The organism is Amycolatopsis sp. NPDC003861, from assembly GCF_053605405.1.
This window is the reverse complement of sequence record NZ_JBSGJD010000078.1, coordinates 1-14419: the sequence shown is the minus strand read 5'-3', so window position 1 is coordinate 14419 and position 14419 is coordinate 1. Positions and strand designations below refer to the sequence as shown.

At 72.1% G+C, this 14419-nt stretch carries 12 protein-coding genes and 2 pseudogenes; 7 read left to right on the top strand and 7 right to left on the bottom strand.

Translation table 11 applies throughout. The features are described 5' to 3' along the window. The first annotated feature begins 3 nt into the window (after window positions 1–3). Both ACWEVN_RS20755 and ACWEVN_RS20750 read left to right on the top strand, forming a co-directional pair. Window positions 4–2993 (top strand): annotated as a pseudogene (locus ACWEVN_RS20755) (BTAD domain-containing putative transcriptional regulator). A gap of 31 nt (window positions 2994–3024) precedes the next feature. Continuing rightward, window positions 3025–4248: an FAD-dependent monooxygenase gene (locus ACWEVN_RS20750; RefSeq protein WP_452052345.1), complete on the top strand. Its 1224-nt coding sequence runs from the start codon at window positions 3025–3027 to the stop codon at window positions 4246–4248. On the opposite strand, the gene ACWEVN_RS20745 is transcribed toward ACWEVN_RS20750, so the two are convergent. Beyond that, window positions 4217–4537, bottom strand: a complete 321-nt coding sequence (locus tag ACWEVN_RS20745; RefSeq protein ID WP_452052363.1) for a DUF3140 domain-containing protein — start codon at window positions 4535–4537, stop codon at window positions 4217–4219. The genes ACWEVN_RS20750 and ACWEVN_RS20745 overlap by 32 nt on opposite strands. A 381-nt stretch (window positions 4538–4918) precedes the next feature. Continuing rightward, window positions 4919–5299 (bottom strand): annotated as a pseudogene (locus tag ACWEVN_RS20740) (class I SAM-dependent methyltransferase); the annotation flags it as partial. A 65-nt stretch (window positions 5300–5364) separates the two neighbouring features. Here ACWEVN_RS20740 and ACWEVN_RS20735 point away from each other — a divergent pair. Continuing rightward, a complete protein-coding gene (locus tag ACWEVN_RS20735; RefSeq protein ID WP_452052344.1) occupies window positions 5365–5574 on the top strand; it encodes a DUF2945 domain-containing protein in 210 nt (69 codons plus the stop codon). On the opposite strand, the gene ACWEVN_RS20730 is transcribed toward ACWEVN_RS20735, so the two are convergent. Both ACWEVN_RS20730 and ACWEVN_RS20725 read right to left on the bottom strand, forming a co-directional pair. After that, on the bottom strand, window positions 5571–6020 hold the full coding sequence (locus ACWEVN_RS20730) for an HIT family protein (RefSeq protein WP_449686048.1): 450 nt from the start codon (window positions 6018–6020) through the stop codon (window positions 5571–5573). The genes ACWEVN_RS20735 and ACWEVN_RS20730 overlap by 4 nt on opposite strands. A gap of 10 nt (window positions 6021–6030) precedes the next feature. Next, the gene (locus tag ACWEVN_RS20725) at window positions 6031–7149 is read right to left on the bottom strand and encodes a helix-turn-helix domain-containing protein (protein ID WP_452052343.1); all 1119 of its coding nucleotides are present in this window, start codon (window positions 7147–7149) and stop codon (window positions 6031–6033) included. A gap of 164 nt (window positions 7150–7313) precedes the next feature. On the opposite strand from ACWEVN_RS20725, the gene ACWEVN_RS20720 reads away from it, so the two are divergent. Continuing rightward, window positions 7314–8570 (top strand): YncE family protein, encoded by a 1257-nt coding sequence (locus ACWEVN_RS20720; RefSeq protein ID WP_452052342.1) that lies wholly within the window; start codon window positions 7314–7316, stop codon window positions 8568–8570. 3 nt (window positions 8571–8573) lie between these two features. On the opposite strand, the gene ACWEVN_RS20715 is transcribed toward ACWEVN_RS20720, so the two are convergent. Continuing rightward, window positions 8574–8987 (bottom strand): DUF5655 domain-containing protein, encoded by a 414-nt coding sequence (locus tag ACWEVN_RS20715; protein ID WP_452052341.1) that lies wholly within the window; start codon window positions 8985–8987, stop codon window positions 8574–8576. Between the two features lie 17 nt (window positions 8988–9004). Next, complete coding sequence (locus ACWEVN_RS20710; protein ID WP_452052340.1) at window positions 9005–9484, bottom strand: MarR family transcriptional regulator; 480 nt, start codon at window positions 9482–9484, stop codon at window positions 9005–9007. Between the two features lie 222 nt (window positions 9485–9706). Here ACWEVN_RS20710 and ACWEVN_RS20705 point away from each other — a divergent pair, with 222 nt between their 5' ends. After that, entirely contained in the window at window positions 9707–10420 is a 714-nt protein-coding gene (locus tag ACWEVN_RS20705; protein WP_452052339.1) for a DUF4142 domain-containing protein, read from the top strand. Window positions 10421–10454: 34 nt separating this feature from the next. Here ACWEVN_RS20705 and ACWEVN_RS20700 read toward each other — a convergent pair whose 3' ends face one another. After that, complete coding sequence (locus ACWEVN_RS20700) at window positions 10455–12248, bottom strand: sigma-54-dependent Fis family transcriptional regulator (RefSeq protein ID WP_452052338.1); 1794 nt, start codon at window positions 12246–12248, stop codon at window positions 10455–10457. A 103-nt stretch (window positions 12249–12351) separates the two neighbouring features. Here ACWEVN_RS20700 and ACWEVN_RS20695 point away from each other — a divergent pair, with 103 nt between their 5' ends. Together ACWEVN_RS20695 and ACWEVN_RS20690 are read left to right on the top strand one after the other, a co-directional pair. Then, window positions 12352–12606 (top strand): hypothetical protein, encoded by a 255-nt coding sequence (locus tag ACWEVN_RS20695; protein ID WP_310975740.1) that lies wholly within the window; start codon window positions 12352–12354, stop codon window positions 12604–12606. 72 nt (window positions 12607–12678) lie between these two features. Next, window positions 12679–14328, top strand: a complete 1650-nt coding sequence (locus ACWEVN_RS20690) for a methane monooxygenase (protein ID WP_452052337.1) — start codon at window positions 12679–12681, stop codon at window positions 14326–14328. The last annotated feature ends 91 nt before the right edge of the window (window positions 14329–14419 follow it).

The following is a 14419-nucleotide window of genomic DNA, read 5'->3' as shown; positions in this document are numbered from 1 at the left end:
CCGGTGCAGTTCGCGATCCTCGGGCCGGTCGAAGCCCACCGTCCCGACGGGACCCCGGTCGCCCTCGGCGGGCCGCAGCTGCGGGGGCTGCTGGCCCTGCTCGCCCTCGATGCCGGGCGGGTCGTGAGCGCCGAACGGCTCATCGACGGCCTGCACGGCGAGCACCCGCCCGAGGGCGCCGCCGAAGCCCTCCAGTCGCAGGTCTCGCGGCTGCGCCGGCGCCTGAAGGACGGCGGCGCGCCCGACGGCCTCGTCGAGTTCACCCCCGCCGGGTACCGCTTGGCCATCGACCCCCAGGACGTCGACGTCCACCGCTTCGAACGGCTCACCGCGCAAGCGCGGGAGACCCCCGATCCGGCCGGGAAGCTCGAGCTGTTCACCGAAGCTCTCGCGCTCTGGCGGGGCCCCGCGCTCGACGGGCTCGCCGACCCGCCGCGCGCGGCCCGGCTGGCGGAACTACGGCTGGCCGCGACCGAAGACCGCGTGGAAGCCGGGCTCGCGCTCGGTCACCACGAGCGGCTCGTCGCCGAACTGCGGGAGCTCACCCGCGAACACCCCCTGCGTGAACGGCTCACCGCCCAGCTCATGCGGGCCCTCCACGGTGGCGGCCGGTCCGCCGAAGCCCTCGCCGTGTTCGCCGAGATGCGGGAACGCCTCGCCGACGAACTCGGCGCCGATCCGTCGCCGGAGCTCGCCGACGCGCACATCGCGGTGCTCCAAGCGGCTCCGGCTCGCCGCGTTCCGGTGCCGCTCACCGGGTTCGTCGGCCGCGCCGAGCTCGACCGGCTCACCGCCGCCCTGCGCGACGTCCGGCTCGTCACGCTCATCGGACCGGGCGGCGCGGGCAAGACCCGGCTCGCCGCCGAAGCCGCGGCCCGGGCGGACGGCGAGGTGTGCTTCGTCGAGCTCGCGACGACCACCGACGTCCCGCGCGCGGTCCTCGCCGCACTCGGCCTGCGGGAACAGGGCGTGCTGACGCCGGGCGCGGCTGCCGACCCGGCCGACCGCCTGGCCGCCGGGCTCGCCGACCGGCCGGTGCTGCTGGTGCTGGACAACTGCGAACACGTCGTCGCCGAGGCCGCGCGGCTGGCGCGGCGCCTGCTGGGCGAGTGCGCCGGCCTGCGCGTGCTGGCCACCAGTCGCGAAGCACTGGGCTTGACCGGCGAGACGCTGGTGCGGTCGGCGCCCTGCCCGCCGACGCCGCGGCGCGGCTGTTCACCGAGCGGGCCGCGGCCGTGGCGCCGGGCGAAGTCCCGGAGCCGGGTGCGGTCGCCCGGATCTGTGCCGCCCTCGACGGTCTCCCGCTGGCCATCGAGCTCGCCGCCGCCCGGCTGCGGTCGCTGCCGGTGGAAGACGTCGCCGCCCGGCTCGGCGACCGGTTCCGGCTCCTCTCACGCGGCGACCGGACGGCCGAGCCGCGGCACCGGACTCTCCGCGGCGTCGTCGAGTGGAGCTGGGACCTGCTGGACGCCGACGAACAACTGCTGGCGGGCCGGTTCGCGGTGTTCGCCGGTGGCGCCCGACCGGCCGCTGTCGAGCGCGTCTGCGATGTCCCCGACTTCGTGCTCACCGGTCTGGTCGAGAAGTCCCTCGTCGAGTTCGACGGCCGCCGGTACCGGATGCTGGAGACGATCCGCGCGTTCTGCGCCGAGCAGGGCGACGACCGCCGGGCGGCGCACGCGCAGTACTTCCTGGACTTCGCCCGCGCCCACGAGCCGAAGCTGCGCGGTGCGGACCAGCTGACCGCCCTGGCCGACCTGACCGCCGAACACGCCGACCTCCACGCGGCCCTCCGCTGGAGCGCCGCCGAAGACCCGGACACCGCGTTGAGGCTCATCGCCGCGCTCTCCTGGTACTGGTGGCTGCGCGGCCTGCGCAGCGAGGTGCCGCCGATCGCGGACACCGTCCTGGCCGCGATCGGTCCCGAACCGCCGCCGGGGCTGGCCGAGGAATACGTCCTCTGCGTGATCCAGGCGTCGGACACCGGCGTCGCGATCGAGCCGATCCTGCGGCAGCTCGACGGGCCGCTGCGATACCCGTACCTGTTCCTGCTGTGGGCGTTTTCCCCGCGCACCAAGGCCGAAGACGGCGAACGGCTGGCCGCGCTGATCGGCCCGGACGCGTGGTCCCGGGCGTTCGCGGGGATCGGCGACGGCCTCGGCGCCCAGTACCGCGGCCGGATCGCCGAAGCCGAGGCGCACTTTTCGGCGTCCCTGGCCGCCTTCCGCACCTTGGGCGACCGCTGGGGCGAGGCCAGCGCGCTGGAGAAGCTCGCGGAGTTCGCGGACTGGCGCGGCGACCACGAGCGGTTCCGGGAGCTGATGGACGAGTCCGTCCGGCTGGCCGGCGAGCTCGGCGCGGCCGAAGACGCGGCCGACCTGCTCTGCCGCCGTGCCGACGGCGTCCTGCGGCAGGGCGACGCCGAAGCCGCGAAGGCCGACTACGAAACCGCCGCCGAGCAGGCGCGCGCCGCGGGCACACCGGTGACGCTCGCCCGGGCTCGCGGCGGCCTCGGGGAGATCGCGCGCCGTGCGGGTGACCTCGGGACGGCCCGGCGCTGGTACTCCGCGGCGCTCGCCCTGGCCGCCGACCCGGTGACCGGCGGCGAGACCCGCATCCGCGTCCACACCGGCTTCGGCTGGACGGCGGCCGCCGAGGGCCGCCTGGACGAGGCGACCGAGCTGCACCAGGAAGCGCTGGCCACGGCCCTGGAACACGCGAACCTGCCCGGCGCGGCCCAGGCGATCGAAGGGCTGGCCGGGGTGCTCGCCGGGCGGGAGGAGGACGAGCGGGCCGCGTTCCTGCTCGGCGTGGCGGTCGGGCTGCGCGGCGCGCCCGTTACCAGGGACGCCGACGTCGCCGGCGTGGCCGACCGCGTCCGGGCCCGCATCGGCGCCCCGGCCTACGCCGAGGCGTTCGACCGAGGCCGGGAAATGCCGCCCGAGCAGGCCGTCGAGGAGGCCGGTCAGCGGCGGTTCGCGCTCGGTTCGTGAACGGTCAGCGGCCCCGCCGAAGCTTCGGGGCATGACGAAGCACATCCTGATCTCCGGCGCCAGTATCGCCGGCCCCGCCCTCGCCTGGTGGCTGCACCACCACGGCTTCCAGACCACCGTCGTCGAACGCGCCCCGAGTCTGCGCGAAGGCGGCTACAAGGTCGACATCCGCGGCGTCGCGGTCGACGTCGTCCGCCGGATGGGCCTGCTGGAGCAGGTCCACGCGGCGAGCACCGACATGCGCGGCGCGGCGTTCGTGAACAAGCGCGGCAAGCAGATCGCCACCCTCGACGCGGACACGTTCGGCTTCCGCCACGGCGACGACACCGAAATCCTGCGCGGCGACCTGGCCCGCATCCTCTACGACGCCACCCGCTCGCACACCGAGTACGTCTTCGGCGACTGGATCACCGGCCTCGACCAGGGACCCGACGGCGTCAAGGTGACGTTCGCCCACGGCGAGCCCCGCCGGTTCGACCTGGTGGTGGGGGCGGACGGCCTGCACTCCGGCGTCCGCGCGCTGGCGTTCGGCCCGGAGGAGGACCACCTGCGCCGGTTCGACGCCTACATCTCGATCTCGACGGTGCCCAACACGTTCGAGCTGGACCGCTGGGAGCTCCTGCATTCGGCGGCGCCGGGCAGGATGGTCAACGTCTACAGCACGGCACGGGCGGACGACGCGAAGGCGGCGTTCTGGTTCACCGCACCGCCGCTGCCATACGACCGCCGGGACGTCGGCGGCCAGAAGGACCTGGTCGCGGACCGCTTCGCCGGCCTCGGCTGGGAAATCCCGGAGCTGCTCTCGGCCATGCGCGAAGCGGACGACTTCTACTTCGACCCGGTGTGCCAGATCGTCATGGACCGCCTGTCGACCGGCCGCGTGACCCTCCTCGGCGACGCGGGGTACTGCCCGTCCCCGGCGTCGGGCCAGGGCACGAGCCTGGCCCTGGCGGGCGCGTACGTCCTGGCGGGCGAGCTGGCCTCGGACTTCTCCGAGGCGCTGCCCCGCTACGAAACCTTGATGCGGCCGTTCATCGAGAAGAACCAGGCGCTGGCGAAGACGGCGTTGCGCGGGATCATCCCGCAGTCGCGGGCGTTCGCGTGGTTCAACACCCGGATGATCAAGCTGATGCCGTACCTGCCGGGCCGCAACCGCGTCCTGGAGCAGATGTCCCGCCCGATCCGGGAAGCGGCGAACGCCTTGGAACTGCCGGACTACGCGGCTAGTGCAGCGGATCGTGGCCCCAGTTCATGAGCGAGTGCCGCCAGGTGGTGTCCTTGACGTCGCCCGAGGGGCGCTGGGCCAGGTGCCGGTGGACGTAGCCGACGACCTTGCGCATGTGGGCGAGGTCGTCGCCGGTGAGTTCGTCCTTCTTCTTCCGCAGGATCTCCACGATCCGGCGGCCGGACCGGTGCCCGATCGACTCGGCGTCCTTGTGCTGCCCGGCGGCCTTCGACTCGTCGGTGCCGAGCCAGTCGTCGAGCTGCTTGGCGGTCATGTTGACGCTGTCGCCGAACTCGCGGCGGGTTTCTTCGTCGTCCATTCCGGACGGGTACCCGCTGCGGCCGCGCAGCACGCAGGTCAGCATCGGGAGGGTGAACTCGCCGTCCGCCGTTTCCGGTTCCCGCGCGAGGAAGGCCCGGATCCGGCCGAGGGTGTTCTCGCGCTCCGGTGGCGGCATGACCAGGACACCCGCCCGGGTGGCCAGCGCCGCCACCAGGGAGCCGGCGGTACGGCGCTGTCCGTGCGGGAATCCGGCGCGTTCGGGGGCACCGAACCGGGGCGGGAGGACTTCGGCCGTTTCGGCGCGCCAGCCGGTGGGCGTGTCCCGCGGGCCGATCACCGCGCTTCCGCCGGCGCGCGCCAGCCTGGCCACCCAGCCGACCCGGTCGTCCACGACGTTCCACAGCCCGGCGAGGACGCCGCCCGGCACGAGGACCCGGGCGATCTCGGGGCCCGCGACCGCCATGTCGAACCAGTGCAGGGCGTTGCCGGCCACCACCGCGTCGACGGACGCGTCCGGCAGCGGGATCGCCTCGGCGTGGCCCGGCCGGGCACGGACGTCCGGCAGGGTGCGGCGCAATTCCGCCAGCATGGCCGGGTCGGGCTCGACCGCGGTCACGGCGAAACCCAGGGCCACCAGCGTGGCGGTCAGCTTGCCGGTCCCGGCGCCGAGGTCGAGCACCCGGCGGCCCGGTGCCGGGTCGAGCGCCCAGCGCACCGCGGCCTCGGCGTAGTCCGGGCGGTGTTCGGCGTAGGCGGCCGCCGCCGCGCCGAACGACGTGGCGTGCCGGCGTCGCTCCACACGATCACCGTATCGGTTGGCCGGCGGCGGTGGTGAGCCGGCGAATCCGGGGTACCCCTCCCGCCATGACCAAGGAATTCAAGAAGGGCGACCGCGTCAAGTGGGACGCCGGCAACCAGAGCTCCGTCGGCACGGTCGAGGATAAGATCACCAAGGACACCCACGCCGGCAAGCGGGACGTCAAGGCGTCCCCCGACGACCCGCAATACCTCGTCCGCAGCGAGAAATCCGGCAAGACCGCCGTCCACCACCCGGACAAGCTGCACAAGGCCTAACGCGCCGCCTTGACCTTCTCCGCGACCTCCACCAGCTCCTCCTTCGGCCGCACCCGCCAGTCGGCGCTCAGGACGAAGCCGTCGCCGGCGAACCGGGGGATCACGTGCAGGTGGACGTGGGGGATCTCCTGGCCCGCCGCCTTGCCGTCGGCCAGGAACAGGTTGATCGCCTCGCACGGCAGGTCCGTGCGCCGCAACGCCGCCGCCAGTTCCTGGGCGATGGTGAACATCCGCGCGCCCGCGGGAGCCGGGAGCGAAGCGAGGTCCGCGTGGTGGGCGCGGGGGAGGACCAACAGGTGCCCGGTCGTGACCGGGCGCAGGTCGACGATCGCGACGAACTCGTCGTCCTCGTGCACGAACGCGGCCGGGGCCTGACCCGAGCCGATGGCGCAGAAAACGCATTCTCCGGACGCCGTGGTCGCCGGCATGCGGCGGAGTTCAGCCATGCGGGTGACTCTAACGACCACCGAGCCAGTTCTGCAGGGCCCACCACGACCGCACGGCGTCGAGGACGCGGCCGCCGCTGTTCTCGGCCAGGGCCACCGGGGTGAGCTCGGCCAGCCGGTCGAGGCGGTAGCGGACCGTGTTCGGGTGCAGGTGCAGCGCTTCGGCCGTGGTCCGCAGGCGCTGGCCGTGGTCCAGGTAGGCCAGCGCCGTCGCGGCCAGCTCTCGGTGGAACGCGTTCGCGGGGTCGAGGGCGCCGAGCAGGCCGCCCGTGAGCAGGTCCGCCAGCAGCGGCTGCGCCGCCAGGGCGACTTCGCTCGCCAGCGCGGTCAGGTCGTGGTGGCCGGGCCCGGCGATCCGCGCCGCCGCCGTGCAGAGGCGGTGCACCTCCGGCAGTTCGGGCAGCGCCACCGGAGGCGCGACGACCAGCACCACACCGTCGGCCGGCGAAACCCCGGCGGGCGGGCGCGCCGCCAGGCCGGTGAGCCGGCCCTCGACCAGCCCGTACACCCCGCCGAACTCCAGCAGCGCCTGTTCGAGCGTGCGCGCCCGCGCCGGGTCACTGACATCGGACACCACGCAGGAGTAACGGCCTTCGGGGCGCAACCCCGCCCGCCGCAGTTCCTCCGGCGTGGGCGGGTGCCCGGCGAGGAGCAGGGTGCGCAGGAGCTGGGTCCGCGCGTCCCGCACGGTTCGTGACAGCTGCAGCTCGGCGGCGTGGTAACCCTTGACGATGTGCCGTTCCAGCGCGCCGGTGTAGCGCTCGGCGTCGAGCACGGTTTCGAGGATGACGTCGTCGGGCAGGCCCGCGGCCCGGGCGCGTTCGACGGCGAAACGCGCCGCGAGCGTCCGGCCGGCCTGGACCCCGCGCAGCAGGTCGGTGAGCGGGACACCCTGGGCGGCCCGATCGGCGCCGAGCGCCTCGGCGGTCGTGTAGTCGGCGCTGTCGGGGTTCGTGGTGGCGCGCAGCGCGGCCGAGAGCAGGAACCGGACGTGCCGCCGGTTCTCCGCCTCCGGCAGCCGCGCGACCTCGGGCGACTGGTCCCGTGCGGCCTTCACCAGCTCGTCGACGACGGCGTCATCGGCGGCCATCGCGTCGAGCACCTGCCGGAGCAGCGGCGAGGCCGGCACGGCACCCTCCCGTTGTGGCAGGGCCACAACACCGCGTCCGCGATGTTGGGCGAGCGGCCCTACCGGAGCGGCTCCGGTGGCCGGTTATCGTGACAATACCGGACAGTAACCTCGTTTCTCCGCCAAATCCACCGCACCTCTTCACTGCCGAAAGGTGTCTCCTCGTGCGCAAACCCCGTCGGAAGCGGTCTTACTTATCCCGCCTGGCCTGCCTCACCGCGTCCGTCGCCCTGCTGGCGACCGGGGCCGCGGTGCCGGCGACCGGCGCGGCGGCGCTGCGGGAGGTGATGTTCGTCGGCAACAACTGGGAAGGCACGGCGGACGTCATCCAGTCCCGTGGCTCGTTCGCCCGGATCGCGCGGGTGAACATCATCCCGGACAAGGACGCACGGCTGACGGAGATCTACCTCAACCCGATCAAGCTGGCCTTCTTCCTCGGCATCCGCAACGGGCCCGGCGAAGGGCACGACCAGTTCGTCGACGACATGTACACCACCCCGGACGGCTCGTCGGTGGTGGCGTCGCGGCCGAGCTTCGCCGACGTCGTCTCGATCAACCTGACGACCGGCCGGATCAACTGGCGCTTCCCGGTGTCGGGCTTCCGTTCCGACCACATGGCGGTGTCGCCGGACGGCCGCCGCGTCGCGGTCTCCGCGTCGACGTCGAACACCGTGCACGTGCTGGACATCGTCACCGGGCAGCAGCTCGGCTCGTTCGCCACCGGGGACAAACCGCACGAGAACGTGTTCACCGACGGCGGCCGCTCCCTCTGGAACATGTCGATCGGCGAGGTCAACACCGACCTCGACGACCCGGGCTGGGACTTCACCAAGGGGGACCGGCGGATCACCGTGGTCGACGCCGCGACCTTCCGCCAGGTCAAGGTGATCGACATGCGCCAGCGGCTCGACGCCTTCGGCCGCAGCGACCTCTCGGACGCCGTCCGGCCGGTCGCGTTCACGCCGGACGGGTCGAAGCTGTACTTCCAGGTGTCGTTCTTCAACGGTTTCGCCGAGTACGACGTGGCCACCGACAAGATCACCCGGATCAAGGAACTGCCGAAGAACCCGGCCACCAGCGACGACCGCAAGACCTTCGTCAACGACTCCCGCCACCACGGCATGTCGATGAACCCGGCGGGCACCAAGCTCTGCATCGCCGGAACGATGGACGACTACGCGACGGTCGTCGACCGCACGACGCTGCAGCAGGGCACCCTCGTCCCGGCGGCGAAGCCGTACTGGGCCACGGTGAGCGGCGACGGCCAGGCGTGCGTGATCTCGGAAGCCGGCGCCGACCAGGTGACGGCGATCGACTTCGCGACGGGGCAGAAGCTCGTCTCGGTCCCGGTGGGCGACCACCCGCAGCGGGTCCGGATCGGCCACGTGCCGGACGGCTGGACGGGCCCCACGGGTTCCTGACCTTCAGGAGACGGCGAAGGCCGCGGTCAGCCAGCCGCGGACTTCGTCGTCCACATCGGACACCGCGCGCAGGCTCAGCCTGTGCCCGACCCGTGGCCCGCTCGCCCAGCTCGCCGGGGCGATGCGGGCCGTCTCCACCGGCCGGGGCAGCCACAGGTACACCAGCACGTCCCGGGAGCGCGGGCGCAGCTCCGCCAGCTTCCGGTCCCGCTTCAGGAACACCCCGACCTTGACGGCGTCCTCGTGGACGTCGCCGAGGGTGCGCAGGTGGCCGAGCACCGCGTCGTAGACCGCGCGCTGCCACGGTGGCTTGCCCGCGAACGTCTGCTCGACCGTGCCGCCGGGGACGCACGTGTGGCCCTGGCCCGCGCGGGCGAACTCGCGGTCGCAGCGGGGGCACGTCCAGCGGGTCGGCATGCCGTCCAGGATGGCACTCACAGCGCGGCCGGACCGAGCGCCGGGATGGTCGCCGCCGCGTGGACCAGCTGGCGGGCCGCCTTGGCCGCGGCCTTGCGCTGGGACGGTGGCAGCTTGGCCAGCAGCGCCCCCAGTGCGGCCTGCCGCCGCTCGAGCATGCGCGCCACGATCTGGTGCCCGGCTTCGGTCACCTCCAGGGTGACGACGCTGCGGTTGCCCGGGCTGCGGCCGCGGGCCACGTACCCGAGGCCTTCGAGCCGATCCGCCAGCCGCGTCACCGAGGACGCGTTGACGCCCATCGCCGCCGCCAGCTGGGAGCTCGGGACGCGGCCGAGGCGGTCGAGGACCAGCAGCAGCCGCGACTGCGGGAACGACACCTCCGGCGGGGCCGCGTGCGCGCACTCCCACGCGATCCCGACCAGGACCACGGTGAGGCCGTCGAGGGCGGCCACGTCCGGGTCGCCGCCCGGGGCCGCTTCTTCGTGGTGGGGTTGCATGCCGCAATACTTGCCAATCGCAAGAGCATCGGTCAAGATGGACATCCCCGGCGCTCGCCGGGTGTGTCCGGCCGTATCGGCCATCCTTCTGTTTCTGCTGTCTTAAGCGCGCCTGAACGATGATTCCGTTGGCTCGCAAGAAAAATTCCTCGGATTTCGCTGAACCTCCCCGCGACGGCTTCCGTGTACCCCGTACCCGCACTGTCGTCAGAAGGAGGAATCATGCCGGATCACCGTGGCATGACGGGCCGCGCCAAGGCCCGGACCGCGCTGGTCGTCGTGGCCACGCTCGCCGTGGTCGGCGTGGGCTCGGTCATGGTGCTGCAGGCCAGCGCCCAGACCTCGCCCGGCTCGACGCAGGCGCAGGTCCCCGCCTACGGCCAGGACATGGCCGGCATGCAGATGGGCTCGGCAGGCGAAGCCGCCGCCACCGGTCCGGTGACCGGCGCCGGGCCGGTGACCGAGCTCGACAAGACGTTCCTGGTCAAGGTCCGCCAGGCCGGGCTGTGGGAAATCCCCGCCGGCTCCCTGGCACAGACCCACGCCAGCAGCGAACAGGTGAAGCGCGCCGGGCTGCACCTGCTGGACGGCCACTCGCGCCTGGACCAGCTCGTGCGCGAAGACGCGAAGATGCTCGGGGTGACGCTGCCCGACCAGGCCAGCCCCGAGCAGCAGGGCTGGGTCCGCCAGCTGACCGCCGCCCAGGGGCTCGAGTTCGACAAACTGTTCGCGAACCTGCTCCGCTCGTCGCACGGCAAGATCTTCGCGACCATCGCCGAAGTCCGCGCCGGCACGCAGAACGACGTCATCCGGCGGCACGCGCGGCAGGCGAACCAGACGGTGATGGACCACATGGAGGTGCTCGAGGACACCGGGCTGGTCGACGCCAAGACGATCGAAGAGGTCGCGAAGGCGGTGACCCCTCCGTCGAAGTGACGCACCGGGAGCCGCCCGCCGGGGATCCGGGCGGCTACCGGGCCGGCGGCACGATGCCGTACTCGTGGATCTTGCGGTAGATCGTCGCCCGGGAGATGCCGAGCAGCTTCGCGGCCCGGACCTTGTTGCCGTCCGCGTCCTCCAGGCACCGCACGATGGCGTCCCGCTCGATCGACTCGAAGCGGTTCAGCGGCCGCCGGGTCACCGCGTGGAACTCCGCCGGGAGGTCGCCGGGGCGGATGGTGCCGGCGCGGCGGCGCTGAGCGACCGTGCGCAGCACCTGGTGGAGCTGGCCGGTGTTGCCCGGCCACTCCGCCCGCATCAGCAGGTGCAGTGCCGCGGCCGAGCAGGTCAGCCGGCCGCCGTAGCCGAGCTTGCTCAGCACCAGCGGGACGAGTTCGGCGAGGTCTTCGACGTGGTGGCGCAGCGGCGGCACCCGCACCGTCCGGGGGAAGAACTTCAGCAGCTCGGCCAGCGCCGGTTCGGTCTCGGCCTCCGGCACGAGGGTGACGACGACCCAGGGCGGGCTCGGCTCCTCGCGCAGGGTCCGCAGGACCGCCGCCAGCGCGCCGGCCGCCGGGGCCGCCAGCCGGTCCGCGTGCCGGATCACCAGCGTGCGGATCGGGGCTTCGGCGTGCTCGCGCGGCAGTTCGGCCCAGTCCGGCCCGGCCGCCGCGTCGATGGTGAGCAGCCGGGCCGCCGGGTGGTGGCGCTGGTGCAGGCCCTTGGCCAGGGTCAGCTTGCCGGTGCCGGGCTCGCCTTCGAGCGCGACCCACTCGCCGCGCTGGTGGCCGGAGTCGAGGTCGTGCCCGCAGCGCAGCCACAGCGGTGCCGAGCCGACCACACCCGGCAGGTACATCGGCAGCATCGGCGTCGAGACGGCCAAGGTCTCCTCGGCCTCGATCAGCTTCACCGACAGCACGCCGCCCGCGGTCTCGGCTTCGCGCCGGCCCGCAACCCGGCGGCACAGCACCCGGACCCGCAACCCGCTGGACAGCGACAGGGTCGCGGGCGTCCGGCGGCCCTCGGCCAGCGCCTCGGTGGCGTGGCCCAGCAGCACCGACTGGTCGGCCGGGTCGAGCAGCTGCCGCGCCCGGTCGTTCATCATCACGATGTCTTCGTTGAACGCCAGCACGATGCCCGTCCACCGGCGGCAGGTCTGCAGGTAGGCCTGGAACAGCAGCATCTCCCGCAGGTCGCTGTGGCGCAGCAGGGCCTGGCGGATCTGCTCGGCCGTCGAGCGGGCCAGCGCGACGAGCAGGCCGCCGGCGTCCTTGTACCAGCAGGTGAGGTCGACGGCGCCGACCTTCTTGCCGGAGATCGGGTGGTGGATCGGCACCCCGGCGCAGGCCAGGTTCTCCAGGTGCTCGGCGTAGTGCTCGTGGCCGAACACCGTCGTCGGGCGGCCGTCCTCCAGCGCGGTGCCGATGCCGTTCGTGCCGACGGACTGCTCGCCGTAGCTGAACCCGGGCACCAGCTCGACGCGCTCGAGGTGCCGGGCCAGGTCGGCGTCCCCGGTCCGCTGGGTGAGCACGACCCCGCCGGGGTCGGTGAGGATGAGGCTGATCGGCTGGCCCTCGAACTGCTCGCCCAGCTTCTCCAGCACCGGTTCGGCGCCGCGCATGAGCGGGATGTCGAGGTTCTGGTCGCCGAGGTAGAGCGGGTCGATCCGGTCGGCCTCGACCTGGAACTCCCGCGACCGCCGCCACGAGGCGAGGATCGTCGGCCGGACCGTGTCCGCGGGAACCGTCTCCGCGGTCAGGAACCGCACGCGGGTGCGGGCGAGTTCGTCGTCGGCGACCAGTGTGCCGGGCGCGATCTCGTCCACGTGACCTCCCGTAGTGACGCCCGTCCAGAGTAAGCGCGCGGGGGTGGCGGCGGTGTCTCAAATTGAGACGCTCCGGGCCGCGGAGCAGCGGTGCCATGGAGTCATGGCCGCCGAAACGTACAACCCGTGGACGATCGTCAACCTGGTCTTCACCCACCTGGCCGAGCAGGGGCTGCACCCGACGCTGGGCGCCGCGGGCGACCCCGGCGAGCCCGCCGCCGCGCTGCTGCGCGCGTTCGGGATCGTCCCGGCGGCCGAAGGGGACGCCCGGGTGCGGGCCGGCGTCCACGACGAGCTGGCCGCGTTGCGCGCGCGGCTGCTCGACACGCCGCCGGGCCGCGGTTCTGTCTCAGATTGAGACCCGCGGCCACCGCGTGGGCCCGCCTAATGGTCAACGCCGGGCCGGCGAGCCGTGAATAAGGAGTGAGCCATGAGTCGCCAGAGTGTGGCGAAAGCCCACCAGAAGATCCAGGAACTGTCGTGGGAACCGGCGTACCACACCCCGGTTTCGCACTACGGCACCGACTACACCTTCCGGAAGGCCAAGAAGAAGGACCCGTTGAAGCAGGTCCTCCGCTCGTACTTCCCGATGCAGGAGGAAAAGGACCACCGGGTCTACGGCGCCGAGGACGGCGCGATCCGCGGCAACATGTTCCGCCAGGTCCAGGAACGCTGGCTGGAGTGGCAGAAACTGTTCCTGTCGATCATCCCGCTGCCGGAGATCTCCGCCGCGCGGGCGATGCCGCTGCTGTTCCGCACGGTCCCGAACCCGGAACTGCACAACGGCCAGGCGATCCAGATGATCGACGAGGTCCGCCACTCGACGATCCAGCAGAACCTCAAGCGCCTGTACATGCAGAACTACATCGACCCGGCGGGCTTCAACTCGAGCCTGCGCAACTTCCAGAACGACTACTGCGGCACCATCGGCCGCCAGTTCGCCGAAGGCTTCATCACCGGGGACGCCATCACCGCGGCGAGCATCTACCTGACCATCGTCGCCGAAACGGCGTTCACGAACACGCTGTTCGTCGCCATGCCCGCCGAAGCCGCCGCGAACGGCGACTACCTGCTGCCCACGGTGTTCCACTCCGTCCAGTCCGACGAATCGCGCCACATCAGCAACGGCTACGCGACCCTGCTGATGGCGTTGTCCGACGAAAGCAACCACCAGCTGCTCGAACGGGACCTGAGGTACGCGTGGTGGAACAACCACGCCGTCGTCGACGCCGCGATCGGTACGTTCATCGAATACGGCACCAAGGACCGCCGCAAGGACCGCGAAAGCTACGCGGAAATGTGGCGCCGCTGGATCTACGACGACTACTACCGCTCCTACCTGGTCCCGCTGGAGAAGTACGGGCTCGTCATCCCGCACGACCTGATCGAGGAAGCCTGGAACCGGATCTGGAACAAGGGCTACGTCCACGAAGTCGCGCAGTTCTTCGCCACCGGGTGGCTCGCCAACTACTGGCGCATCGACCCGATGACCGACGAAGACTTCGAGTGGTTCGAGTACAAGTACCCGGGCTGGTACGACAAGTACGGCAAGTGGTGGGAGAACTACAACCGCCTCGCGACGCCGAACGGGCACCACCCGATCGTCGCCGAGAACGTCGACTACGTGTACCCGCACCGCTGCTGGACCTGCATGGTGCCGTGCCTGATCCGCGAGGACATGGTGGTCGACCAGGTCGACGGCCAGCACCGGACGTACTGCTCGGAGACCTGCCGCTGGACCGACGCCGAGGCGTTCCGGCCCACCTACCAGGGCCGCAACACCCCGAACATGGGCCAGCTGGTCGGCGCCCGCGAGTGGGAGACGCTCTACCACGGCTGGAACTGGGCCGACGTCGTCTCCGACATGGGCTTCGTCCGCGACGACGGCAAGACCATGGTCGCCCAGCCGCACCTGGACCTCGACCCGAAGAAGATGTGGACGCTCGACCACCTGCGCCGGATGCCCGAGGTGCAGTCGCCGAACGTGCTGCTCAACCAGATGACCGACGAGCAGCGCGCCGCGTTCGTGGCCGACTACAACCGCCAGGGCCCGGCCGGGCGCCCGGCACCCCAGGCCTGACCCGCTCACCGGTCGTGAGTGGTAAGGCGGGTTAGTAAAACCCAGAAAACAAAAAAAACCCCAACCACCAAAAAAGGGGAAAAAAAAAAGA